Below are 23,958 nucleotides of genomic sequence, written 5' to 3' on the forward strand. Positions count from 1 at the left end.
GGGGCGTGCGGTGCCGCGCGGCCCGGCCCGGCACCGCACGCCTCGCCCCTCCACCCGCCTCGGACGACCTCACGCACGCGCGTGAGCGGCGATCCGCAGGGACTCGACCAGGTCGCGGTAGAGGGCGTCCGACACGAGCAGTTCCTCGTGCCGGCCCCGCGCCCGGACCCGGCCCGCCTCCATGACGACGATGGTGTCCGCGTCGATCACCGTCGACAGGCGGTGCGCGATCGTCACCACGGCGCCGGTGTCCGCGCGGGACCGGACGCACTCCTGCACGGCCGCCTCGGTCAGACCGTCCAGCTGGGCGGTGGCCTCGTCCAGGAGCAGCACGTCGGGGGTGGCGAGCAGTGCCCGGGCCAGGGCGATGCGCTGCCGCTCCCCGCCCGACACGTTCGCCGTGGCGAGGGGCGTGTCCAGTCCCTCCTCCAGGGCGTCGACCTTCTCCGTGAGCCGTACGTCGTGCAGGACGCGCCGCAGTTCCTCCGTGGTGGCGTCGGGCCGGGCGAGCAGCAGGTTGTCGCGGATCGTGCCGGGGACGACGGGGGTGTCCTGCTCGACGTAGGCGAGGCGGGCGCGGATGTCGGCATGGGCGTGGTCCCGGTACGGCCGCCCGTCGAGGAGCAGTTCGCCGCCGGTCGGCTCCAGGAACCGCAGGACCAGGGAGAGCAGGGTGGTCTTGCCCGCTCCCGAGGGGCCGACGACGGCGGTGTGGCCGCGCCGGGGGATGACGAGGTCGATGTCCCGTACGGCCGGCTCGGCGTCCGGGCCGTAGGCCGCGGTGACGTTCCGGAGCTCCAGGACGGGCAGGTCGTCCCGGAGTTCCTGGGGTCCGGGGAGCTCGTGCGGTTCGTGGAGTGTGGGGAGTTCCTGGTGTTTCCGGAGCCCCCGGGGATCCCGTAGGGGCTCGCCGGCGCCGGCCCCCGCGGACGGCGCGGCCCCCGCGGACGGTGCGGCCTCCTCGGACGGCAGTGCGTCGGCCTGCCGGATGCGTTCGGCGGCGGCGATGCCGGACTGGAGGGCGGTCACGTTCTGGCTGAGTTCGGTGATCGGGTCCATCAGGGCGAAGGCGTAGAGGAGGAAGGCGATCAGACCGGAGACCTCGAGCCGGCCCTCGCCGACGCGCCAGGCGCCGACGGCGAGGATCGCGATGATGGCGAGGTTGACGCCCGACCACGCGGTCGTCCAGGCCAGCGCCTCGCGGCGGACGGCCCGGACCCCGTACTCGGCCGAGGCGCGCGCGTCGGCGAGGATCCGCTCGGTCATGCGCTCCTCGGCGCGGTTGACCTTGACGGTACGGATGGCCCGCAGCGTGCCTTCGAGGACGCCGCCGAGCCGTCCCACGTGCTCCTGGGCCTGCTTCTGCGACCGGGCGATGCCGGGCATGAGGAGCCCGAAGACCACGCCGACCAGGGCGACGGCGGCCACCGTGGTGGCGAGCAGCACGAGGTCGAGGAAGCCCATGAGGACGAGGCTGCCCACCAGCATGACCGCCCCGTTGATCAGGCCGACGAAGGAGGAGGCGGCGGCCTCGCGGAGCAGCACGGTGTCGGAGGTGACGCGGGTGACGAGTTCACCGGTGGGGCTCCGGGTGACGCCGGGCACGGTGGCGCGCAGGAAGCGCCGCACGACCGACTCGCGGGCGTCGAGGACCACCCGCTCCCCCAGCGCCCCGAGCAGGGTCCATTGCCGGTAGGACACCGCGGCGCCGACGACGAGCAGCACGACGAGCGCCGCCACGGGTCCCGTGAGGGAGGACGCGCTGCCCAGGGCGTCGAGCACGTGCTTGGTGACCATGGGCGTGGCGAGGCCCAGGGCGGAGGCGATCAGGGCGAGGGCGAGCCCCTTGACCAGGGTGCGCCGGTGCGGGCGGGCGAAGGACCACAGGATGCTCAGGCGGGGCGCGATGGATGCTGACATACCCACAATGGAACACCTCTGTTCCAGAAAGGTCAAAGGATTTCCCAAAAGGTATGAGGGGTTACCGTGTGCGCATGGGGTCCGACGACACTCCCGCGCACGGCGCGGCCACCCGCGAGAGCGCCACCCGCGCCCGCACCCGGCGCGCGATCCTCGACGCCGCCGTCTCCGTGCTCACCGCCGACCACGGCGCCTCGCTCGGCGATGTCGCCGAGGCGGCCGGGGTGGGGCGGACCACGGTCCACCGCTACTTCCCCGAGCGCTCCGACCTGCTCGCAGCGATCGGCACGGACGTGCGGGACCGGGTCGCCGCGGCGGCCGTCCGGGCGCGGCTCGACGACGGGCCGGCGCCCGAGGCGCTGGAGCGGCTCTGCCTGGAGTACTTCGAACTCGGCGACCGGCTGCTGCTGTTGTACGACGTGCCGCAGTTCATCGCCTGGTCCGGCATCGAGGAGGAGTCGGCGGCCGACCTGGCCCTGCTCGCCCTCGTCCGGCGCGGGCAGGAGGACGGGACGCTCGATCCCGAGGTGGACGCCGGCTGGCTGCAGGACGTCATGTGGGCGCTGCTCTATGCCGCGTGGATGCAGGCGCGCGACCAGGGCACCCCCAAGCACACGGCCCTCTCGCTGTGCCTGCGGACCCTGCGGAAGGCCGTCGCGCCCTAGGGGTCCCGCCGGGTGCCGCGTTGATCACATCGCGGCGGAACCCCCTGGCGCTCAAGCCCAGGCAGGAATAGGTTAGGCTCACCTAACAAGCACCGAGTTGGCCGCTGCCCCCGCAGACATCCGTCTGTGGGGCCGTCAGTCGGGGCCTCGTACATCCCCCTGCCCGGAGACAAGGATCCACCATGCCTTCTGTGTTCACCCCCCTTCGCCGTCGCGTTCTCGTGGCGGGCGCCGCCGCGGTCTCGCTCGGCCTGATGGTGACCGGGTGCGGCTCGGACGACAAGAAAGACGACGCGGCAGGGTCGGCGAGCAAGGCTCCGGCGGGCGCCTTCCCCGTGACCATCAAGAGCGCCCTCGGTTCGGCCGTCATCAAGGAGCAGCCGAAGCGCGTGGTGACCCTCGGTCAGGGCTCGGCGGAGACCGCCATCGCCCTCGGCAACGTCCCGGTCGGCATCGAGGAGTACCCCTGGGGCAGCGACAAGAGCGGCTACCTCCCCTGGATCCACGACGCGGTGAAGAAGTCCGGCGCCACGCTGCCCAAGCAGTTCAAGGGCGGTGAGGAGCTCGACATCGAGGCCATCACCGAGCTCGAGCCCGACGTCATCCTCGCCCCGTGGTCCGGTCTGACGCAGAAGCAGTACGACATCCTGAAGGACATCGCGCCCACCGTCGCCTACCCCGAGAAGGCGTGGAGCACGAACTGGGACCAGCAGATCGAGATCATCGCCAAGGCGCTCGGTCAGCCGGAGAAGGCCAAGGACCTCGAGTCGAAGATCGAGAAGCAGCTCGCCGACGCGGCCGCCTCCCGCCCCCACTACAAGAACGTCACGTTCTCGTACATCTACAACACCGGCCCCGGCACCCTCGGCGTCTTCAAGCCCGAGGAGCAGCGCGTGGCCATGGTCTCCAAGCTGGGCCTCAAGGTCGACCCGATCGTGAACACCTTCCCGGAAACCGACGGCACCGACTCCGCCCTCATCGGCCTGGAGAACGCCAACAAGCTGGCGAAGAGCGACATCGCCTTCACGTTCTACATGGATGAGAAGTCCCGCAAGACCGTCGAGGCCCAGCCGCTGTACGCGGCCATCCCCGCCGTGAAGAAGAACGCGCTCGTCTACAGCCACGACACGCCCTTCGTCACCGCCTCCTCGATGATCAACCCGCTGACGGTGCCGTACAGCATCGAGCGCTACCTCCCGATGATCGACAAGGCCGTCGCCAAGGCCGGGAAGTAACAACGGGTCCTCAGCGTGACCACTCTCCCCAAGACCGGCCAAGGCCCCGCCGTCCAACGGCGGGGCCTCGGCCGGCATCTCCTGGCCGCCGTCCTGTGCCTGGTCCTGCTCGCTCTGGCCCTGCTCGCCAGCGTGATGTTCGGCAGCAAGCCGACGTCCGCCGGTGACGTCCTGCGGGTCGTCTTCGGCGACGGCGGCGACGAGTACACCCGTACCGTCGTCGAGAGCCGCTACCCCCGTACCGCCCTCGGTGTGCTCGCGGGGCTCTGCCTCGCCGTCGCCGGCACCCTGATGCAGGGCATCACGCGCAATCCGCTCGCCGAGCCGGGACTTCTCGGCATCAACGCGGGCGCGTCCGCCAGCATCGTCGCCGCGACCGCGTTCCTCGGCGCCTCCGGGCAGCGGGAGACGATCTGGTGGGCCCTCGTCGGCGCCCTCCTGACCGGTGTCGTCGTCCATGTCGTCGGCACCGCCGGCGGCGGCGGTGGACCGGTCCGGCTGGTGCTCGCCGGCGCGGTGCTCTCCGCCGTCCTCGCCGCCTTCATCCAGGCCGTCGCCCTGTCCAAGCCGCGGGTCTTCGACACGTACCGCTACTGGGTGGTGGGCGCGCTCGGCGGTCGCGGCTTCGACGCCTTCTGGGCGGTCCTGCCGTTCGCCGCGGTCGGCCTCCTGCTCGCCCTGCTGCTCGCGCCGGGGCTCAACGCCATGGCCATGGGCGACGACAAGGCCGCCTCACTCGGCATCAGCCCCGCCCGCGTCAAGGGCGCCGGACTGCTCGCGGCGACGCTGCTCGCCGCCGCCGCGACGGCGGCCGTCGGGCCCATCGCCTTCGTCGGCCTCGCCGTCCCGCACGTCGTCCGGGCGCTCGTGGGCGCGGACTTCCGGGCCCAGATCATCTTCACCTGCCTCGCGGGGCCGACGCTGCTGCTGTTCGCCGATGTCATCGGCCGGGTCCTCCTGCGCCCGCAGGAACTCATGGTCGGGGTCGTCACCGCCTTCGTCGGTGCGCCCGCCCTGCTCTTCGCCGTTCGCCGTATGAGGGGAGCGGGATGAAGACCGCCGACCGGATCGACCCCGCGGACAGCACGGAGGTGACGAAGCCGCGCGCGGCGCGGCCCGCGGGCCGCGGTGTGCTGCGGATCGGGCCCTGGGTCGCCGTCCCCGTGCGCCGTACCACCGTGCTCGCCGCCGTGGTCTCCCTGCTGCTGCTCTGTGCCGCCGCCGTGGCCACGCTGTCGATGGGCAGGCTCGGCATCGACCTGGCCGATCTGCCGTCGGCCCTGGCGGGCGAGGCCACCGGCAAGAACGCGTTCGTCCTGAACCGGCTGCGCGGCCCGCGGCTCGTGGTGGCCATCGCCACCGGCGCGGCCTTCGGCCTGTCCGGGGCCCTGTTCCAGTCCGTCACCCGCAATCCGCTGGGCAGCCCCGACATCATCGGACTCGGCTCCGGGGCCGGAGCGGGAGCGGCGGCCGCCGCCCTGTTCCTGCCCGACGTCATGCCGGTGGCCGTCGGCGCGCTGCTCGGCGCGATCCTCGCGATGACGGTCGTGTTCCTCGCCACCGGTACCGGGTTCCGCAGCCCGGGACGGCTCGTGGTGGCCGGCATCGGCGTGGCCGCGATGGCGACCGCGCTGACCCAGTACGTGGTGTACGCCGTCGAACGCGACAAGGCCAGTGCCCTGACCGCCTACATCAACGGCAGCCTCTCCGCCCGCTCCTGGGACGACGCGGCGACGATCTGGACGGTGCTGCTCGTGTCCGTGCCGTTCGCGGCGCTCCTCGCCCGGCCCCTGAGCATCGGTGAGATGGGCGACGACCTCTCCACCGGTCTGGGGGCCCGCCCGGGCCGGACCGCGACCTGGGCGGTCGCGCTGTCGATCGTCCTCTCCGCCGGAGCCGTCAGCGTGGCGGGACCGATCGCGTTCATCTCCCTGACCGCGCCGCAGATCGCCAAGCGGGTCACCCGCGGCGGCGGCCCGCACCTGGTCATGTCCACCCTGCTCGGGGCTCTGCTGCTGGTCCTGGCGGACCTGGCCGCGCAGCAGTTGCCGTTCTTCGACGACCTGCCCGTCGGGCTGTACACGATGGCCGTCGGTGGCGCGTACCTGGGCTATCTGCTGCTGCGTGAGTGGCGGCGTCCCGCCGCCTGACCGAGAGGGGCCTCCAACGAAGGGGGCTATGCGGGCCCGAGCGGGTCGCCGACACGCAGGTTCCAGCGCTCGGCGCGCCCGCTCAGGTGCACGGCGGTCAGGGGGCGTACGTCGAGCCGCCGGGCCGCCTCGTCCGGGGCCCCGAGGGCGTGGACGAGGGCGGCGCGGATCACGTCCGGTTCGGCGACGACCGTGACGCGACCCGTGCCGGCCCGCAGTCCGTCGAGCCAGGCCCCGACCCGTATCCGCAGTGCGCGGGCGGACTCCCCGCCGTGGGGTGCCGCCGTCGGGTCGGACAACCAGACGCCGAGCGCCGCCTCCTCGGCGGCGGCGACGGCCGCGAGGGTCTGTCCCCGCCACCGGCCCATGGCGCAGCCGGCGAGTGCCGTCACCGGCTCCGCCGAGAGACCGAGCGCCTCGGCCGTCCCGCGGCAGCGTGCCGAGGGCGAGGAGTACGCGCGGGTGGAGGGGTCGACGGCGGAGGCGACGGACTCGGCCCGGGCGATCCCCTCCGGGTCGAGGGGGCTGTCGTCGTCGAACCCGACGTCGCGCGGTGATCCGCTGGTGGCGGGGGAGATCAGCGTCAGCCGGACGGTCATCGGCTTCCTTCACGGTCGGCTCCTGGGGCGGCGCCCAGGGTAGCGCCGGGCCGGCACGCCGGCCGCGCCGAGCCGGGCCCGGGGGCGCGCACGTGATTCAGGCCTCACGCCCTTGGCGGCGCAACCGGTGCGCGGTACGGTCGGGCGACATTTGAACAGCGTGACGACGGCGAGACGGAAGTCCGGTGAGAATCCGGCACGGTCGCGCCACTGTGAGCCGGGCGCCGCCCTTCCGATCCGGAGGCGGTGACACGGTGAGTCAGACCCGTGGACCGTCGTCCTGCACCACCGTCCGGGACGCGAGTTCCCGCAGGAGGTTCCATCATGGCCGAGGCCGTCGTATCCGCTGCCGTATCCGCCCCTTCCGTGGCCGTTCCGGCCCCCCTGCCCGTCCGGGCCGTTCTGCCCTGGGCGTTCTTCGTCGGCCTTCTCGCGCTGATCGCCTTGTACTTCGTGGGCGCGGAGCAGGGGGCCACCTCCCTGATCGCGGGCTCCGACGTGCACGAGTGGGTGCACGACGGTCGTCATCTGCTCGGCTTCCCCTGCCACTGAGAGGCGACACGCACATGCACGCCTCAACTGTCAGATCGCTGCTGGTCCGCGGCATGCTCGCGGGCCTGATCGCCGGTCTCCTCGCCTTCGCCGTCGCCTACGTGGTGGGTGAGCCTCCCGTGGACGGCGCGATCGCCGTCGAGGAGGCCCAGGCCGCCCAGGAGGCGCACACCGCTCCCGAGGCCCACGCCGGCCACGGCGGCACGGCCGCCGCGGAAGCCGCGGAGGAAGAGGAGGAGGCGGTCAGCCGCCCCGTCCAGTCGACCTTCGGCCTGGCCACCGGTGTCCTCGTGTACGGGGTGGCGCTCGGCGGCATCGCCGCGCTCGCCTTCTCCTTCGCGCTCGGCCGGATCGGCCGGTTCAGCCCGCGGGCGACGGCGGCGCTCACCGCGGCGGCGGCGTTCACCACCGTCTATCTGGTGCCGTTCCTGAAGTATCCGGCGACCCCGCCGGCCGTCGGCAATCCCGACACGATCGGGAAGCGCACCACCCTGTTCTTCCTGATGATCCTGCTCAGTGTGCTGCTCGGGCTCGCCGCGGTGATCGCGGGGCGGCGCCTCGCACCGCGACTGGGCAACTGGAACGCGACCCTGGTCGCCGCGGCCGGGTTCGTCGTCGTGACCGGTGTCGCCTTCGTGCTGCTCCCGGCGAACGACGACGCGGTCAAGGCGGGCTTCCCCGCCGCGCTGCTCTGGGAGTTCAGGCTGGCCTCGCTGGCCGTCCAGGCCGTGCTGTGGGCGGTGTTCGGCGTGGTCTTCGGGGTGCTCGCCCAGAAGGTCCTCGCCGGCCGGACGTCCACCGCCGACGCTCCGGCCCCGGTCGGGGCGCCGATCCCGGGCTGACCGGCCGCACGCCCCCGCGCGGACCGCGCACCGGCCGCCTCGTACGCCCCCGCGTACGGGGCGGTTCCGCGTTCCCGGACAACTGGCGTCGGTCCGGCCGCCGTTGGAAGACCGCCAACCCCACGTCTCCGTATACTGAGCGCACACGCCTCATCACGTCATGTGTACGGAGGATCTCCTCTTGGCTGGTCGTTCCCCGTCGGCCGACGCCGTCCGGCAGCCGGCTCCCGTGGACACCGGGGTGCGACCCGCGTGGCACGAGCGGGCCAAGCGGGCCGTCGTGACGGGCCGGTCGGACCCCCACCTCGTGTCCGAGGCCGAGAGCCTGGCACGGTCGGGACAACTGACCCAGCGCGACCTGCGGATGCTGCTCCTGCTGACCGACGACGAACCGGCGTGGCGGACCGCGCCTCACCCTGACCCGGGCCAGTCACGTCGTGCACTTCGACCGCAGCTGGAACGCCGCCGTGGAGGACCAGGCGTCCGACCGCGCGCACCGGATCGGGCAACGGCGGACCGTCACCGCCCACCGCCTCGTCACCCGGGGCACGATCGAGGACCGGATCGATCAGCTCCTCACGCACGAACGGGCGTTGCAGGAGACCGTGCTGGGCGCGGGGGACGCCGGAATCGCCCGGCTCTCCGACCGGGAACTCGTCGACCTCGTCAGCCTGGGAGACCCCTCGTGACCTCCGCCGAACCCCCCTCCCTACTGGACGGCCTCACCGAGCCGCCACCGGCGCCGCCGCCCGGGCTCGACGTGCTGCGCGCCCTCGTCGCCGACGCGGCGCTCCGCGCGGCGGCTCTTCTGGACAGTTCCGGAGGCGCGTCGACGGAAGGCGTCGCACGCGCGGTCGTCGTCGCTGACGGCGCCGCCGCCGACGGCGTCGACGATGTCACCGCGGACGTCGTCCGCTTCGTCGCCGGGCACGGGGACGCTCATCTGGAGCGCGCCGCCATCCGGCTCGGCTGCTCCGTGGGCCGGATGAGACTTCTCGTGACGGCCCACCGGTGGGGCGGGCCGCCCGCCGTCGCCACCTGCCTCGCGCCGCTGCCCACCGACCCCGATGTCCTGGCCGCCGCCGAGCACGCCGTCCAGCCGCTCCGGCCCTCCCCCACCGCCCCCGTGGAGCGCCACCACAACCACCTCACCGACGCGCCCGCACGGGTCCAGCTGCGGTACGGCCCCGACCGCCTCTGGCACCCGTACGTGGAGCGTTACTGCAGCTGGCAGCCGGCCGCCGCACCAACACCCGACGCGGCGACGGCGTACCGGGCCGCTCGTACGGCGCTCCGCGCGGCGACGCGCGCGTGACGGCAGGATCGACGGCACCGCGTCCGGTGCCGTCGACCGAGCGGGGGCGCCGCCCTGGTCACGCCCGCTGCTCCCGCTCACGCTCCCACGCCTCCGCGAACATCTCGTGCAGCGGGGCCGTCGGCAGCAACCGTACGAACGGGGAACGGAGTTGGTTGCTCCACAGCGGGCGCACCCGGTGGCTCTCCAGCTTCACCTTCTCCAGGGGAAGGTGCGGGGACTTCAGCTCGGTCCACTCGCCGGGCAGGAACAGGGTCCGGCCCGCCCGTGCCCGCTTGGCCTCCAGGACCGCGCCGGTGGCGAGGAGTTCCGCCCGGACCTCCGCGTGCCGCTTGGTCGTCCAGCCGTTCCACCTGCGGACGTTCCGGTCGGTGGGTGCGGCCAGCGTCGCGAGCTGGAGGTACAGTGCGGCCGCGTCCGTCCCGGCGCCGAGCTCGTCGGCCACGCGCGCGACCAGCTCCGGGCAGGACCGCCGGGGATCCGCCTCGTACGCGCCGTCCGGTACGGCTCCGGAGCCGGCCCGCCGCATCATCCGGTCGAGTCCGCCGCCGGCGAGCAGCGGTGCCACCCGGTCCAGTTCCTCCGCGAGGTCGGTGGTCTCGCGGACCCGGCGCCACGTCTCGGGGTCGGCGACCTCGGCGGGCCGCAGGAAGGCGTTGCCGCCGGGAGCGCACACCACCAGGGGGCCGGAGTCGTACGCCGTCATGGACGGCATCTCGCCCTCCTCCTTACGGCGGTCCAGGGACACGGGCAGCGTCGCGGGCCCGAACCGCTCGGCGATCCGCGCCGAGGTGTCCTGGATCCGCCCGCCGGGCAGCTCGACGAGGAGCTCCGGACGGGACAGCTCGGCCCGCAGCCGCTCGTACAGGGCCGTCGCGCCGGCCACCGCCGGGTCGCCGACGGGCCGGTCGGTCCACGCCCAGACCAGTGCGCTCGCGATCCGCTCGATGTCGAGGCCGACCGGGGTGCCGTAGGGCAGCTCGGGTCCCGCCGGTGGCAGGGCCCGCACCTCCACGCCCAGGCCGTACCGGGGTGCCGCGAGGTCCCAGTCGACCGCGGGTACGGTCGTGTCCTCGGCGGCCTCGTAGCCGCCGGCGAGGCGTCGGGCCCACACCTCGGAGAGGCCCAGGTCGGCCTCCAGGGTGTCGGCCGCCTCGTCGTGCACGGCGGTCAGCCCGCCGATCCGCTCCCGCCACACGCCCGCCATCCGCTCCACGGCCGCTTCGACGCCGCCGGGCCGCCACAGCTCGGCCGGGTCCTCGGGCAGCGCGGCCGCGAGCACGGCCCTCCGGCCTGCGCCGCCGAGGCGCGCACGGAGCTCCTCGTAGGCCTCGGCCGTCAGCGGACTGGCCTTGTACGGCGCCTTGCGGGCGAGGGCGCGGTCCTCGTCCCGGTCGGCGCGGCCGACGAGACCGGCGACCACGAGGCGGGCCACGGGCCTGCGTACGCCCGTCAGTTCGGCGAACCGTGCCGCGGCCGACTCCGGGACGGGGAGGGGGCCGTGCGCGTCGATCGCCGCGAGCAGGGCCCGCAGCCGGGCCGCGTCGTCCCGGTCCACCCGGACGAGCCGGGCGTCGGGGACGGCCGCCGGCACGGGGTCGTCGTCCGTCGTGCCGGTGGCGGCGGCGACGAACCAGCAGGCCTTCCCCGCGTCCCAACGGGCGGCGGACGCCACGACGGTCCCGCCCTCCCTCAGTCCGTCCAGGATCCCGGCCCCGGGCGTACGGCCGACCCACCACCGGCCGCCCTCGCGGGCGAACGGCTGGTCGGCCCAGGTCTCCAGGAGCGCGCGCAGGGCGGCCCGCTCCGGGTCCGGGGTCGGTGCGGCCGCCGTCCGCCAGGCGACGGCGTCGATCGCGCCGAGCAGCTGCGACCAGTCGTGCGGCAGGGCGGGCGGGGACAGCCGCCGGACCTCCTCCACGATCGTCCCGGCCAGGCAGGCGCCGTCGGCGGCGAGCGCGCTCAAGGTCGCGGCCTGGGCGACGTCCCGGCTCCGCCGCCAGGCGTCGCCCGTCCCGTCGACGAGGAGGCCGCACAGCGCGGGCATCAGCTCGGTGTCCGGCACCGCGCGGCTCGGCAGGACGGGCGGCGCCTCGGCGAGCAGGGTGACGCGCCGGTGCAGGGCGCGCCGTCGCTCCTCCACGCGAGCGGCACGCCCGGCCACCGCGACGACGGCCTCGACCAGGGCCGGGGCGGTGATCTCGGGCAACTCCCGTGCCACGGCGACGCGCAGTGCCTCCGTGCCGTCGAGCGCGGCGGTCAGGAGCCTGTCGGCCGTCGCCCGCTCCACGGTCCGCAGCGCCTTGGAACCGGCCGTGTCCCGGGTCCGCAGCAGGTACCAGAAGGCCGGCGGCAGGGCCACGCCGTGGGAGACGGTGGCGCGGCGGGACGGCCTCACGCGCGGGTGGGCGGGCGAGTGGTGGCCGTCCATCTCCCACAGCAGGACGCCGTCGGCGGCGTACGCGCGCACGCCCGTGCGGGTCTGTGCCTCGGCGAGGACGACGTCCTCCACGGCGCCCTCGGGCGCCGCCCAGAGTCCCCAGGGCTCCTGCCCGGGCCGGTCGATGTCGAATTGGGCCGTGCGGCCGTCGATGCTCTCCAGGACGTAGTGGTCCGGGGCGTTGTCGCGGTAGCGGGTGCGGAACAGCACCCGGGTGCCGACGAGTCCGTCCCGGCTGCCCAGCGGGGAGTCGGTCATGCCGGCGGGCAGGGGCGCGAGCTGCAGCGCCTCGCGGGCGAGGGTCTTGTCCGCCTCGGACGGGTCGAGGGCCGGGTCGGTGCTCGCGGGACGGCCCGGGAAGTCGGGCAACGGGGTCGCGCCCTGCCGCTCGCCGGTGACCGGGTCGACGGTCTCCCACGGCCGTCGGCCGTAGACGGCGTTGGTCCAGATCCGGGTGCCGTCGCCGAGCTGGAGCTCCTCCCGGTCGATCCCCTCCGTGCCGCCGGGCCGGGTCACCCGGAGGCCGCCGTGCCGCCCCCCTCCGTCGGCGGTCTCAAACTGGAAGCCGTACGCCCCGTCGAGGCTGCCGCCGAAGGGCACCAGGCCGCCCAGCTCCTCCGGGGTGAACGGCTCGTCGGGGCGGTCGGCCCAGACGGCGGTGTCGCAGTGGTAGGGGCTCTGCTTGAGGCTCCAGCTGACGAGGAACGAACCGCCGACGTAGTGGACGGCGAACATGGTCGCGTCCGCGGGCACCGTGAACCGGCAGGATCCGCGCACTCCGTCCGGGGCGACGGCGACGGCGCGGTCGCGCCCGAAGACGGTCAGTACGGGCCAGGTGCTGGTCACGCCGGCCACGCCCGGGAGTCCGGCGGCACCGATCCCGTCGGCGGCGAGGCGGGTGTCCGCCGAAGTGTCCGCGGCGGCCGCGGTGTCCGCGCCGTCCGCGTCCGGCTCCGCGTCCGGGCCGGCGGCGTCGGCCGCCGCGACGGCCTCCGCCGCGAACTCCTCGTACACGGCCTCCAGCGCGGGCCAGGCGAGTTCCTCCGGCAGGCCGGCCGCGAGCGAGCGCCGCAGCGCGCCGCCGGCGGACGCGCCCGCGAGGGCGTCGCCGATCCCGCCGAGCGCCGTCACCGTCGGCCGGTCGAGGAGGGTCTCCAGCTCGGCGACGGACTCCTCGGCGCCCGCCATGCCGCCGCCCCCGACGGCGTCGACCAGCTTGCCGACCCGCACGGCCACCTCGTGGGCGATGCCCTCGTTGCCGGGGAGCAGCGTCACGGCCGATCCGGGCTTGCGGGCGGGTGCGCCGTACCAGTTGGGCTTCAGACCGGCGTGCACCGTGCCTTCGAGGCGCGGGCCGAACACGGGGTCGGCGGCGAGGGCGGTGAGGTCCCGCCGGGACTTCTCGCCCCAGAAGCGCATCCGGGTCTCGGGTCCGGGGTCGACGACGGTGACCCCGGCGGCCAGGCAGGCGTCCAGGACGTCGGCGTCGAAGCCCTGGTAGTGGTGGCGGGTGGTGTGCACGGTCACGGCGTCGCCCGCGTCCCGCAGCCGCGGCCCGAGCCTGCCCACGAGGTCGAGGAACTCGGACGGCAGCTGCTGGCGCGTGACTCCACCGCCGGACGCGCGCGTGTACTGGTACATGTGGACGAAGTGCCCGACCCAGCGGTGCAGTCCGCCCTCGGGCACGAGCCGTCCCGTCTCCATCGCCTCCGTGGCGCCGCACCCGATCAGCACCCGCAGCCAGGCCCCGCCGTCGGTCACGCTCTCGGGGAAGACCTCGATGAGGCCGGCGGCGATGTCGTCCGTCGGCGGATGAGCCGTCAGGACCGGCTCGGCGCCGGCGAGAAGGGCGTCCGGCACGGACTTCTTCCGGGTGACCGACAGAATCGCGCCCACCACGCGCGCGACCTCGTCGTCCCCGTGCCCGGCGGCCTTGGCGGAGGCCCGGACGCGGCGCACGAGGTCGGCCGGGAGATCGGCCTTCGAACCGGCCCAGGCGGTCAGGAACGCCCCGAGCGCGGCGTACGCCTCGACGGGTTCGAGCGACTCGGCGAGGAACTTCTGATGGGCCCCGAACTCCTTGGCGGGCATGGCCCCGCCCCGCGCGAACAACAGGCCGTTGGCCCGGCGGTAGGCCGGATCCACGGCCAGCCCGTGCTCGGCCTCGGCAGCCCGCGCGGCCACATAGGCCCGACCGCCGGGACGGCTGCCGTAACCGATCAGCCGATGCCCGACGGTGTCCCAGAACCACGGCAGGTGCGCGGTGGGCAACTGCCGCGCCCGCCACGCCATGGAGTCGACGAACGCACCGGGCTTCGACCAGGACCGGGTGAGTTCGGCCCCCATGGCCTCGTTGAGGTCGCGGGCCGCCGCGGCGGCGTCCGGATCATGGGCGGCGACCCAGTCGGCGTACGTGGTCGAGACATGCGTGCTGCCCTTGGCGGGCACCAGGGCTTCGAGCGAGGCGATCATGACTGGATCGTCGCACGCACCACTGACACGCCCGAAGCGGCCGGGTGTTCGCCGCCGGGACGCCACCGAGCCGAGGGCGCGCCTCCGCACGTCCCGTCCGGCCGGGCCCGCCATCGCACCGGCTCCCGCCGGAGCCCGTGATCACCGGCCGCCCGGCCCCGCCGGCCCGCCGCACAGCCAGTGGCTGCCCGTGGTGGTCCAGCCGGTCAGCCTGCGGCCCGTCCCGCGTCCGCCGTACCGTCGGCGGCGAAGGACCCGCCGTCTGCGACCAGCCGCAGTCCCGCCAGGGCCGGTGCCGGCGGGGCGGCGACGTGCGCGGGGTGGCGCGCCACCTCCCGCGGAGGGGCCGTGGGCCGTGCCCGTCTCCGCCTGCCTGGGTGGCGTGTTCGGTGCGCTGTTCGTCGCCGTCGACAGCCATGTCATCCCCCGGCTCGGGGCGATGAACGCCTCGCTCCTGGTGATCAGCGGCCAGGTGCTCTCCGCCGTGGCGATCGACGGCGTCCAGGACGGCTCGCCGCCCAGCGCTCCGCGTCTGCTCGGGGTCGCTCTCGTCCTCACCGGCCTCGCGCTGCCCCGGCTCGTCGAGCGGCACCGGAAGCGGGCGGAACCGTTTCGGCGAGAGGTCCGCGTCGTGCCTCCGGGGGTGTGCCGACGGTTCCTGCTGGGAGCGCTCTCAGAGGGTGGGGGGTACAGATATCCTGATCCGCACAAGAACGCACACCGCGCCGCGCGTCACAGCGCACCGCGCACCGCGCACCGCACACCGCACACCGCACACCGCACACCGCACACCGCAGCCCACCCCACGCAGCCGAGGAGCGCCCGCCTTGCCCGAGCAGACCACGGGGCCCCGCCCCACGCTGGAAGCCGTCGCCGCTCGCGCCGGCGTGTCCCGCGCCACGGCCTCGCGGGTCGTCAACGGGGGCGCGGGCGTACGGCCTCCGCTGGTCGAGAAGGTGCGCAGGGCGGTCGACGAGCTCGGCTACGTGCCCAATCACGCGGCCCGCACGCTGGTCACCCGACGCAACGGCGCGGTCGCGGTGATCATCGCGGAGCCCGAGTTCCGGATCTTCTCGGACCCGTTCTTCGAGCAGCAGGTACGGGGCATCAGCCGGGAGCTGACCGCGCACGACGCCCAGCTGGTGCTGCTGTGGGTGGAGGGCCCGGGGGATCACGACCGGATCGCCCGCTATCTCGGGGGCGGGCACGTCGACGGCGCGCTGGCCTTCTCGCTGCACAACGACGACGCGCTGCCGGCCGTCATCGACCGGACCCGTATCCCGGTGGTGTACGGCGGGCGGCCGGGGCCCGGTACGAGCCCGACCGTGCCGTTCGTCGACTGCGACAACCGCGGGGGCGCCCGTGAGGCGGTGCGGCATCTGGTGGACCTCGGCCGCCGGAACATCGCCCACATCTCCGGGCCGGACGACCAGACGTCCGCGCTCGACCGGCTCCACGGTTATCGCGACGTCCTGGTCGACGCCGATCCCACCCTGCTGTCCCGGGGCGACTTCACCGAGGGGAGCGGCGCCCGCGCGATGGCCGAGCTGCTTGACCGGCGCCCCGACGTCGACGCCGTGTTCGTGGCCAACGACCTGATGGCGTCGGGTGCGTTGCTGACGCTGCGCGAGCGGGGTGTGCGGGTCCCGGAGGACGTGGCGGTCGTGGGCTTCGACGACATGGCCTCGGTGGTGGCCAGGACGTCCCCCTCGCTCACCACCGTGCATCAGGACATCGAGGACATGGGCCGGCTGATGGTGAAGCTGCTGATGCGGTTGCTCGACGGGACCGGTCCCGTCGTCCCCGCGTCCGTGATCACGCCGACGTCGCTCGTCCTCCGCGACTCGGCCTGAGACGGCGGACGGGGACGGCGGGCGGCGGGCGGCGGGCGCACACGGGACGGCGGGCCGGGTGAGGAGGAACCCGGCCCGCCGCTCCGTGCCTGGCGGCTCGGACGGTCGGTCGAAGGGGGTCAGTCGAAGGGGATGACCACCACCGACCGGTCCGTGCCCGTCTGGACGCGCGAGTCGCCGTTGCCGATCGCGCTCCAGACCTCCAGTCGCACTGTGCCGCCACTCAGGTTGCCGAGTGTTCCGGTGGCGGACTTGAGGCCGCGGGACTGGGCGTACTCCTCCCAGCCGGTCACCGGGTCGGTGGCGAAGTAGTGGTACGTCTCCGTCCGTTCGAAGGTCCCGTCACCGGTGAGGTCGTAGCTGATCCGGGCCTGCTGGCCGAGGCCGACGGCCGTGCCGGCGTCGATCTGGAGGCGGAAGGCAGTGGAACCGCCCGACCTCAGCGTGCCGTTGACTCCCCTGGCCTCGTAGACGACCGGCCGGTTGGGGGTGCCGTCGTGGTTGCCGCCCTGCGCGGAGAGAATGGTGTCGCTGCCCGCCGTGGCGCCGGTGGCCGTGGTGAGCGCGCCGCCCGTGCGGAGCTGGAAGGTGTTGCCGGTGGACGGCTCCGGGTCCGGGCCGGGATCGGTGCCGCCCGCCCCCGTGCCGGTGGCGGTGGAACGTGCGGGCACCGAGAGGGACTTGCCGTCGGAGAAGGTGACGGTCCGGGCCGTGGCGCCGTGGTTGTGGGCCACGTACGTCCGGGTGGTGCCCTTGGTGAAGACGGCGGAGGTGGGGATGGATCCGGTGACCGTCACGTCGGGGGCGCCGAGCGTGTCGAGTGCGGTGAGCCAGTGGTAGGTGTGCGCCTTGGACTCGCCCGCCTCCGGGGTGTAACCGGCGTTGCCCGCGTCCCACTTGGCCTTGGCTGCGGCCGGGTCGGCGAAGGACTGGAACTCCCAGAGGATGTCGCGCCATTCGACGGCCGGGCCGGGGTTCTCCCGTTCCATCTCGGCGATGTTGCGGCGGACGGCGTCCTTGTGGCCGCCGAGGTGGAGTGAACCGCCGGTCACCGGGAGGACGTTGATGCCGTGGATCTCCTCGGGGTTGGCGGTCCACCAGGTGGCGTAGGCGGCTCCGCTGCCCCAGACCATGCCCGCGGTGTCGTGCTGGAAGGCGCCGGGGAAGACCTGCTGGTCGGCGTCGAACCAGTACTGGGCGATGGCCTCGCCCTCGGTGGTGAGCAAGTACGTCCCGAGGTCGCGGAGCTGGGTGTTTCCGGTGGCCGATCCCCAGAGGACGAGCGCGGCGCTGAGATTGGTCGACTCGGAGGAGGACTCCTGGTTGTTGCCGGCGGCGAAGCCCTGGTGTCCGCTGGCCCAGCTGTGTCCGGCGTAGACGTCGAAGCCGCGGAGGAACGGGAAGGCGGTGTCGGTGCGGCTGGGGTTGGCGGTGTCCCGGACCAGGGTCTTCACCATCGCGCCCCAGGCGGAGTCCGCCGCCCAGCCCGCGTCGTACTGGGCGACGATCGCCGCGGCGTACACGTAGTAGCCGTAGTGGAAGTGGTGGTCGTTGAGTTCGGTGTCGCTGCCGTACGAGGCCGGGTAGCCGGTGAGGGTCTTCCAGGCCGTGTCGTACGAGAACTCGTTGGCGCCGCCGGCCGTGAACCAGTCCTGGAGCCGGCCCTTGATCTGACCGAGGAGCTTGTCGCGGAGCGCGGTCTCGCCGATCTGGTCGGCGAGCGGGACCAGTTGGGCGAGTTTGCCGAGCGCCTTGCCGGTCCAGTAGGTGTCGACGGCCCCGGAGAAGGGGTCGGCGGAGTTCGCGACCTCGTTCAGATAGCCGCGCAGGCGGGCGGGGTCGACGCCGCCGCCCGGCAGTCCGGGCAGGGTGGCGGCCGCCTTCTGACCGGTGGTGAAGGAGGCCGACTCCCGGACCTTCATGGTGCCGCGGGGCGAGACGTAGGTGTACGGGGTGAGCGGGTCGGTGGTGTTCAGCCACTGGTGGCGGTAGAGCGCCTGGAGGGTGCCGCGCTCGGTGCCCTCCTTCGCCTCGGTGGTGAGGGTGTAGGTGGCGCGGACGGTGCCGGCGTCGTAGCTCCAGTTCACGGTGGATCCGGTGACGAAGCTGTAGGCGTACTTCCGGTAGGTCGCGAGCGCGTCGGTGGAGGGCAGGACGGCGACGGAGAAGTAGTCCTTGCCACCGAGCCCGGCGGTGATGCTGGAGCCGGAGACGGTCCAGTCGGTGCCACTGGGCGCGAAGAGGGCGTAGTGGTGGCCCGCGACGGTGATGCCGAGGACGTTGCCCTGGTCGGCGAAGACGGCGGGCGTACCGGCGGTGGTGATCCTGGCGTCGCCGCCGGTGCCCTTGGCGTACACGAAGGGCATGCCGTGGCCGATGGTGGTGCGCAGGGTGCGGGCGCCGTCGGACCAGTAGGGGGTGACGGTCCAGTCGGACCAGGCGTCGGCCCTGGTGTCGGGCGAGTTCAGCCCGGTGAGGCCGAGGGTGAGGTCGGCCTTGTGGGCGAACTCGTACTGGCGCCCGTCGCCGACGATGGCGGGGGTGGTCGGGTAGCCCAGTTCGAGGCCGCCGGCGACGGCCTGGTAGGTCAGCGGGTGGCCGTACATGGGAGTGGAGTACGGGTTGTCCCCGTAGCGCTGGAAGGCGAGGGAGGACCACCAGTCGTTGGTGGGGACCGGCTTGCCCTGGGCGGCGGCGGTGACCTTGGGGGTGACCGGGGCGCCGGTGTTGGTGGTGGGGCCGGAGGTTCCGGCGGGGCGGGTGTCGGAGTAGCTTCCGGCGCCCGTGGGGACGGTGGCCGCTGCCGCGGGGGCGGCGGCGGGGCCGAGTCCCACGGCGGCGAGGGCGGAGACCAGGACCAGCGCGGCGGCCGGCCTTGTGCGGGGGGCTGGCATGTACGGCACCTCATGTCGTTCGCGACGAGTGGGGCACGGAGGGGATGCGCGGGGAAAGGACGCGAGAATCGTGAGAGCGCTCTCAAGACGCCGGAAACGTAAAACCGCCGAAACACGTGTGTCAAGAGATTGAACACAGGCCGGACTTGACGGCCCTTCCCGTCCGTTACGCCTTCGAGCCTTGACGGATGGGCTCCACCACAGGCACGCTCCCCCCGCACGCTTGAGAGCGCTCTCAGTCGCTCTCGCTCGTTCCGGAGCCAAGGGAGGCTTCCCATGCCCATCGCCCGAGCCGCCGTCACGACCACCGCCAGGAGAGCCGTCGTCCGTCTGGGGGCGGTCGCGCTCACCGGGGCCCTGCTCGCCGCCTGTGGAGGTGCGTCGGACGACACGTCCACCGATGGCGCGGGAGGCGAGGTCACCCTCACCGTCGACCTGTTCGGCTCCTTCGGATACAAGGAGGCGGGGCTCTACGCCGAGTACGAGAAGCTCCACCCCGGAGTCACCATCAAGCAGACGGACACCGAGGACGAGGCCGACTACTGGAAGTCCCTCCAGACCCGGCTCGCCGGTGGCGCCGGCCTCGCCGACGTCCAGGGCATCGAGGTGGGCCGGATCGCCTCCGTCACCCAGCAGCAGGCCGACCGGTTCGAGGACCTCAGGAAGTACGGCGCGGACTCCCTCAAGGACCAGTTCGCCCCGGCGAAGTGGGCCGCGGCGAGCGGCAGGGGCGGCGAGGTCCTCGGCCTCGGCACCGACGTCGGCCCGGAGGCGATGTGCTACCGCACCGACCTCTTCAAGCAGGCCGGGCTCCCCACCGACCGCGCGGAGCTCGCCAAGAAGTGGTCCACCTGGGACGGCTACCTGGCCCTCGGAAAGCAGTACAAGGCGAAGGCCCCCGGCAAGAGCGCCTGGCTCGACAGCGTCGGCAGCCTCTACTCGATCATGATCGGGCAGGAGAAGGAGCGGTACTACGACGCCTCCGGAAAGCTGATCTGGGAGGAGAACCCCGCCCTGCGCACCGCCTGGGACCACTCCGTCCAGGCGGCCCAGGACGGGCTGAGCGCCAAGCTCGACCAGTGGTCCCCGCAGTGGAACCAGGCCTTCGCGGCCGGTTCCTTCGCCACCATCCCGTGCCCCGCGTGGATGCTCGGCTACATCAAGGGCCAGGCCGGTGAGGCCGGCAAGGGCAAGTGGGACGTCGCCACGCTCCCCGGCGGCGCCGGCAACTGGGGCGGCTCCTACCTGGCGGTGCCGAAGGCGGCGAAGCACAAGAAGGAGGCGTACGAGCTGGTGAAGTGGCTCACCGCGCCCGAGCAGCAGACGAAGCTCTTCCAGAAGCAGGGCAACTTCCCCTCCGCCACGGGCGCGATCGAGAAGGTCGCCGGCGCGAAGGACCCGTTCTTCTCCGACGCCCCCATCGGGCAGATCTTCGGTGACGCGGCGAAGGCGGCCCCGGTGCAGGTGCTCGGCGTGCACGACCAGAACATCGCGCAGCAGATCACGAACGCGCTGAGCGAGGTCGAGCGGAAGGGGACCTCGCCGGAGAAGGCCTGGTCGAACGCGCAGAAGGGCGTGGCGAACACCGTCGGCTGACCTCCGCCGCCGGTTCCCTCCTCTCCCCGTCTCCTCCACTCCTCCGAAGGGCCGCGCCGTGACCCTCACCGCACCCGAGACGCCGGCCCCGCCGAAGCCGGTCCCGCCGCCCGCGCGGCGGGGGTCCGCCCGGCGGACCTGGCAGTCGTTCTCGCCGTACGCCTACATCGCCCCGTTCTTCACCCTGTTCGTCGCCTTCGGTCTCTTCCCACTGCTCTACACGGCGTTCGTCTCGCTCTACCGGGTGGAGCTCCAGACGCCCGGCGACATGGAGTGGCGCGGCCTCGGCAACTACACCGCGCTGTTCGGCGACGAGTACTTCTGGCTCTCGCTGCGCAACACGTTCACCATCGGTGTGCTCTCCACCGTGCCGCAGCTCGTCATGGCCCTCGGGCTCGCACATCTGCTGAACTACAAGATGCGCGGCCGCACCTTCCTGCGGACCGCGGTCCTCCTGCCGTACGCGACGTCGGTGGCGGCCGCCACCCTCGTCTTCGCCCAGCTCTTCGGCCGGGACTTCGGTCTGATCAACTACGCGCTCGGCCTGGTCGGCATCGACCCCGTCGACTGGCAGAACGGCACGGTCGCCTCGCAGATCGCCGTGTCGACGGTCGTCATCTGGCGCTGGACCGGTTACAACGCGCTGATCTACCTGGCAGGCATGCAGTCGATCCCCCATGAGCTGTACGAGGCCGCCGCGATGGACGGGGCCTCGCGGTGGCGCCAGTTCTTCCACGTCACACTGCCGGGGCTGCGGCCCACGATCCTGTTCACCGTCATCGTGTCGACGATCGGCGCGACCCAGCTGTTCGGCGAGCCGCTGCTGCTCGAAGGGTCCATCTCGGGCGGCATCTCGCACCAGTACCAGACGCTCGGCCTGTACATGTACGAGCAGGGCTGGGGCTTCTTCCATCTGGGCCGGGCCGCCGCCATCGCCTGGGTGATGTTCCTGCTCATCGTGGTGCTCGTCGGGGTCAACGCCCTGGTCGCGCGCCGCCGTTCCCGCAAGGAGGCCGGCCGATGACCGCGCCCGGTTCCACCGTGACGCGAGACCCCTCCCGGGCCGGCCGCACGCCCGGTTCCACCGCGGCCCGCGGCCCCTCGCGGGCCGGCCGCACCCTGCACGCGGGGCCGCTCGCGTACGGGATCCTCGTCGTCGCCGTCCTCTTCTCCGCGTTCCCCTTCTACTGGACGATCGTCGCGGCGAGCCGTTCCAACGCCGACCTGGCGAAGGTTCCGCCGACGCTGCTGCCGGGCCCGAACCTGATCCGCAACTTCGAGGCGGTCCTCGAAGAGGCGGACATCGGCAAGGCCCTGCTCAACTCCCTCATCGTGAGCGGTTCGATCACCCTCGGCACCGTGCTGTGCTGCACGCTCGCCGGGTTCGCCTTCGCCAAGCTCCGCTTCCGGGGCCGCGGCGCCCTTCTGGCGATCACGATCGGCACCATGATGATCCCGCCGCAGCTGGGCGTGATCCCGCTGTTCATGCTGATCGCCGAACTGGGCTGGGTGAACCAGCTCCAGGCGGTGATCCTGCCGGGCCTGGTGTCCGCGTTCGGGGTGTTCTTCATGCGCCAGTACCTGGTGCAGACGCTGCCGGACGAGCTGATCGAGGCGGCACGGGTCGACGGCGCGTCCACCGCCCGCATCTTCTGGTCGATCGTGGTGCCGATCGCCCGGCCCGGTATGGCCGTCCTGGGCCTGCTGACCTTCATGGCCGCCTGGAACGACTTCTTCTGGCCGGTCGTCGCCCTCACCTCCTCCGAGCCCACGGTCCAGGTCGCCCTGCGCCAGCTCGGCGGCGGATACGTCCACGACCAGTCCGTGATCATGGCGGGCACGCTGCTCGGCACCCTGCCGGTGCTCCTGGTCTTCGGCCTGCTGGGCCGGCAGATCGTCGGCGGCATCATGCAGGGCGCCGTCAAGGGCTGACCACTCCGCCCCCTCGCCCACTGTCGCCGCCTCCCCCATCCCCCAGACCTCTCACTCCAGGGAGTTCCCATCCCATGACCGCGCTCGACGCCCGTACCGACACGACGACCGTCCTCCGCTTCCCCGAGGGCTTCCGCTGGGGCACCGCCACGGCCGCCTACCAGATCGAGGGGGCGGCGGAGGAGGACGGCCGCACGCCTTCCATCTGGGACACCTTCAGCCGTACGCCCGGCAAGGTGCGCAACGGCGACACCGGTGACATCGCCGCCGACCACTACCACCGGGTCGACGAGGACGTCGAGTTGATGCGGCGGCTCGGCGTGACCGACTACCGCTTCTCGATCGCCTGGCCCCGGGTGCAGCCCACCGGGCGCGGCCCCGCCGTGCGCAAGGGTCTGGACTTCTACCGGCGGCTCGTCGACCGTCTCCTCGACGCCGGGATCCGCCCGGTGGCGACGCTCTACCACTGGGACCTCCCCCAGGAGCTGGAGGACGCCGGCGGCTGGCCGCAGCGGGACACCTCGTACCGGTTCGCCGAGTACGCGGCCATCATGGCGGACGCCCTCGGCGACCGGGTGGCGACCTGGACCACGCTCAACGAGCCCTGGTGCGCGGCCTTCCTCGGCTACGGCAACGGCGTGCACGCCCCGGGCCGCACCAGCGCCCTGGCCTCGCTCCGCGCAGCCCACCACCTGAACCTGGCGCACGGGCTCGCGGCGCGCACCCTGCGCGGGGCGCTGCCCGGCGCGTCCGAGGTGTCGCTGACCCTCAACCTCCACGCGGTACGTCCCTGTTCGCAGGCGCCGGAGGATCTGGACGCGGCGCGCCGGATCGACGCGGTCGGCAACCGTGTCTTCCTCGACCCCGTCTTCCACGGCCGGCTCCCGGAGGACCTGGTCCGCGACACGGGGTCGGTCACGGACTGGTCCTTCGTGGGGGACGGCGATCTGGCGGCGGCGGCCGCGCCGATCGATTCGCTCGGCATCAACTACTACTCCCCCTCGGTCGTCGGGGCGGGCAGCTCGGAGTCGCCCTCTCCGTGGGCGGGCGCGGAGCGGCACGTCCGGTTCGAGCCGGCCCCGGGGCCGCGGACGGCGATGGACTGGCCGGTGGACGCGAACGGGCTGCACGAGCTGCTGATCCGGCTGCGGGACGAGCTGCCGGACGTACCGCTGGTGATCACCGAGAACGGTGCGGCGTACGACGACTACGCCGACCCCTCGGGCAACGTGAAGGACCCGGAGCGGGTGGCGTACCTCCACGCGCATCTGGCGGCGGTGCACCGCGCGCTCGCGGACGGGGCGGACGTCCGGGGGTATTTCCTGTGGTCGCTCCTGGACAACTTCGAGTGGGCGTACGGCTACAGCAAGCGGTTCGGCATCGTGCACGTGGACTTCGCCACGCAGCGGCGGACGCTGAAGGACAGCGCGCGCTGGTACGCGGAGGTCATCGCGCGCGGGGGCCTGGCCGAGGCCTGACGGGCGGGCCGGCCC

At 73.2% G+C, this 23,958-nt stretch carries 17 protein-coding genes, 1 pseudogene and 1 riboswitch; of the genes and pseudogenes, 14 read left to right on the forward strand and 4 right to left on the reverse strand.

What is annotated here, in order from left to right; genetic code table 11:
* Positions 1-69 precede the first annotated feature (69 nt).
* Positions 70-1,920 (reverse strand): ABC transporter ATP-binding protein, encoded by a 1,851-nt coding sequence (locus ACIP8Z_RS08650; RefSeq protein WP_402080461.1) that lies wholly within the window; start codon positions 1,918-1,920, stop codon positions 70-72.
* A gap of 74 nt (positions 1,921-1,994) precedes the next feature.
* Between ACIP8Z_RS08650 and ACIP8Z_RS08655 the strand changes: the two genes are divergently transcribed.
* The 4 genes from ACIP8Z_RS08655 to ACIP8Z_RS08670 all read left to right on the forward strand — a co-directional run bounded on the left by ACIP8Z_RS08655 (position 1,995) and on the right by ACIP8Z_RS08670 (position 5,970).
* Complete coding sequence (locus ACIP8Z_RS08655) at positions 1,995-2,585, forward strand: TetR/AcrR family transcriptional regulator (RefSeq protein ID WP_402080463.1); 591 nt, start codon at positions 1,995-1,997, stop codon at positions 2,583-2,585.
* 182 nt (positions 2,586-2,767) lie between these two features.
* A complete protein-coding gene (locus ACIP8Z_RS08660; RefSeq protein WP_402080466.1) occupies positions 2,768-3,820 on the forward strand; it encodes an iron-siderophore ABC transporter substrate-binding protein in 1,053 nt (350 codons plus the stop codon).
* Between the two features lie 81 nt (positions 3,821-3,901).
* Complete coding sequence (locus ACIP8Z_RS08665) at positions 3,902-4,873, forward strand: FecCD family ABC transporter permease (RefSeq protein WP_402080842.1); 972 nt, start codon at positions 3,902-3,904, stop codon at positions 4,871-4,873.
* Positions 4,870-5,970, forward strand: a complete 1,101-nt coding sequence (locus ACIP8Z_RS08670; protein WP_402080468.1) for a FecCD family ABC transporter permease — start codon at positions 4,870-4,872, stop codon at positions 5,968-5,970. Before ACIP8Z_RS08665 ends, ACIP8Z_RS08670 begins: the two co-directional genes overlap by 4 nt.
* Positions 5,971-5,996: 26 nt before the next feature.
* Here the strand turns inward: ACIP8Z_RS08670 and ACIP8Z_RS08675 are convergent, their stop codons facing one another.
* Positions 5,997-6,569: a histidine phosphatase family protein gene (locus tag ACIP8Z_RS08675; RefSeq protein ID WP_402080470.1), complete on the reverse strand. Its 573-nt coding sequence runs from the start codon at positions 6,567-6,569 to the stop codon at positions 5,997-5,999.
* A 176-nt stretch (positions 6,570-6,745) separates the two neighbouring features.
* A riboswitch (cobalamin riboswitch) is annotated at positions 6,746-6,834 on the forward strand.
* A 59-nt stretch (positions 6,835-6,893) separates the two neighbouring features.
* On the opposite strand from ACIP8Z_RS08675, the gene ACIP8Z_RS08680 reads away from it, so the two are divergent.
* The 4 genes from ACIP8Z_RS08680 to ACIP8Z_RS08695 all read left to right on the forward strand — a co-directional run bounded on the left by ACIP8Z_RS08680 (position 6,894) and on the right by ACIP8Z_RS08695 (position 9,278).
* On the forward strand, positions 6,894-7,121 hold the full coding sequence (locus tag ACIP8Z_RS08680; protein WP_266899951.1) for a CbtB-domain containing protein: 228 nt from the start codon (positions 6,894-6,896) through the stop codon (positions 7,119-7,121).
* 14 nt (positions 7,122-7,135) lie between these two features.
* A complete protein-coding gene (locus tag ACIP8Z_RS08685; protein WP_402080473.1) occupies positions 7,136-7,963 on the forward strand; it encodes a CbtA family protein in 828 nt (275 codons plus the stop codon).
* Positions 7,964-8,379: 416 nt separating this feature from the next.
* Positions 8,380-8,652, forward strand: coding sequence for a hypothetical protein (locus ACIP8Z_RS08690; RefSeq protein ID WP_402080845.1), 273 nt, complete (start codon positions 8,380-8,382; stop codon positions 8,650-8,652).
* Positions 8,649-9,278, forward strand: coding sequence for a hypothetical protein (locus tag ACIP8Z_RS08695; protein ID WP_402080475.1), 630 nt, complete (start codon positions 8,649-8,651; stop codon positions 9,276-9,278). The genes ACIP8Z_RS08690 and ACIP8Z_RS08695 overlap by 4 nt, the downstream gene beginning before the upstream one ends.
* Before the next feature lie 58 nt (positions 9,279-9,336).
* Here ACIP8Z_RS08695 and ACIP8Z_RS08700 read toward each other — a convergent pair whose 3' ends face one another.
* Complete coding sequence (locus ACIP8Z_RS08700) at positions 9,337-14,190, reverse strand: hypothetical protein (RefSeq protein ID WP_402080477.1); 4,854 nt, start codon at positions 14,188-14,190, stop codon at positions 9,337-9,339.
* On the opposite strand from ACIP8Z_RS08700, the pseudogene ACIP8Z_RS08705 reads away from it, so the two are divergent.
* Positions 14,189-14,749, forward strand: a pseudogene (locus ACIP8Z_RS08705) (DMT family transporter); the annotation flags it as partial. The gene ACIP8Z_RS08700 and the pseudogene ACIP8Z_RS08705 sit on opposite strands and share 2 nt — an antisense overlap.
* A 268-nt stretch (positions 14,750-15,017) precedes the next feature.
* Positions 15,018-16,043: a LacI family DNA-binding transcriptional regulator gene (locus tag ACIP8Z_RS08710; RefSeq protein ID WP_402080479.1), complete on the forward strand. Its 1,026-nt coding sequence runs from the start codon at positions 15,018-15,020 to the stop codon at positions 16,041-16,043.
* Between the two features lie 119 nt (positions 16,044-16,162).
* Here the strand turns inward: ACIP8Z_RS08710 and ACIP8Z_RS08715 are convergent, their stop codons facing one another.
* Positions 16,163-18,937, reverse strand: coding sequence for a glycosyl hydrolase (locus ACIP8Z_RS08715; protein ID WP_402080482.1), 2,775 nt, complete (start codon positions 18,935-18,937; stop codon positions 16,163-16,165).
* 276 nt (positions 18,938-19,213) lie between these two features.
* Between ACIP8Z_RS08715 and ACIP8Z_RS08720 the strand changes: the two genes are divergently transcribed.
* From ACIP8Z_RS08720 to ACIP8Z_RS08735, 4 genes are all read left to right on the forward strand, one after another.
* Entirely contained in the window at positions 19,214-20,533 is a 1,320-nt protein-coding gene (locus ACIP8Z_RS08720) for an extracellular solute-binding protein (RefSeq protein WP_402080484.1), read from the forward strand.
* Positions 20,534-20,591: 58 nt separating this feature from the next.
* Positions 20,592-21,557: a carbohydrate ABC transporter permease gene (locus tag ACIP8Z_RS08725; protein ID WP_402080487.1), complete on the forward strand. Its 966-nt coding sequence runs from the start codon at positions 20,592-20,594 to the stop codon at positions 21,555-21,557.
* Complete coding sequence (locus ACIP8Z_RS08730; protein ID WP_402080490.1) at positions 21,554-22,465, forward strand: carbohydrate ABC transporter permease; 912 nt, start codon at positions 21,554-21,556, stop codon at positions 22,463-22,465. The genes ACIP8Z_RS08725 and ACIP8Z_RS08730 overlap by 4 nt, the downstream gene beginning before the upstream one ends.
* Positions 22,466-22,539: 74 nt before the next feature.
* Positions 22,540-23,943 carry a GH1 family beta-glucosidase gene (locus tag ACIP8Z_RS08735; protein WP_402080493.1) on the forward strand — a complete coding sequence of 468 codons (1,404 nt, stop codon included), beginning with the start codon at positions 22,540-22,542 and terminating at the stop codon, positions 23,941-23,943.
* Positions 23,944-23,958 lie beyond the last annotated feature (15 nt).

Origin of the sequence: Streptomyces sp. NPDC088553, assembly GCF_044752965.1 — a bacterium.
In the GTDB taxonomy this organism is placed as follows: domain Bacteria; phylum Actinomycetota; class Actinomycetes; order Streptomycetales; family Streptomycetaceae; genus Streptomyces.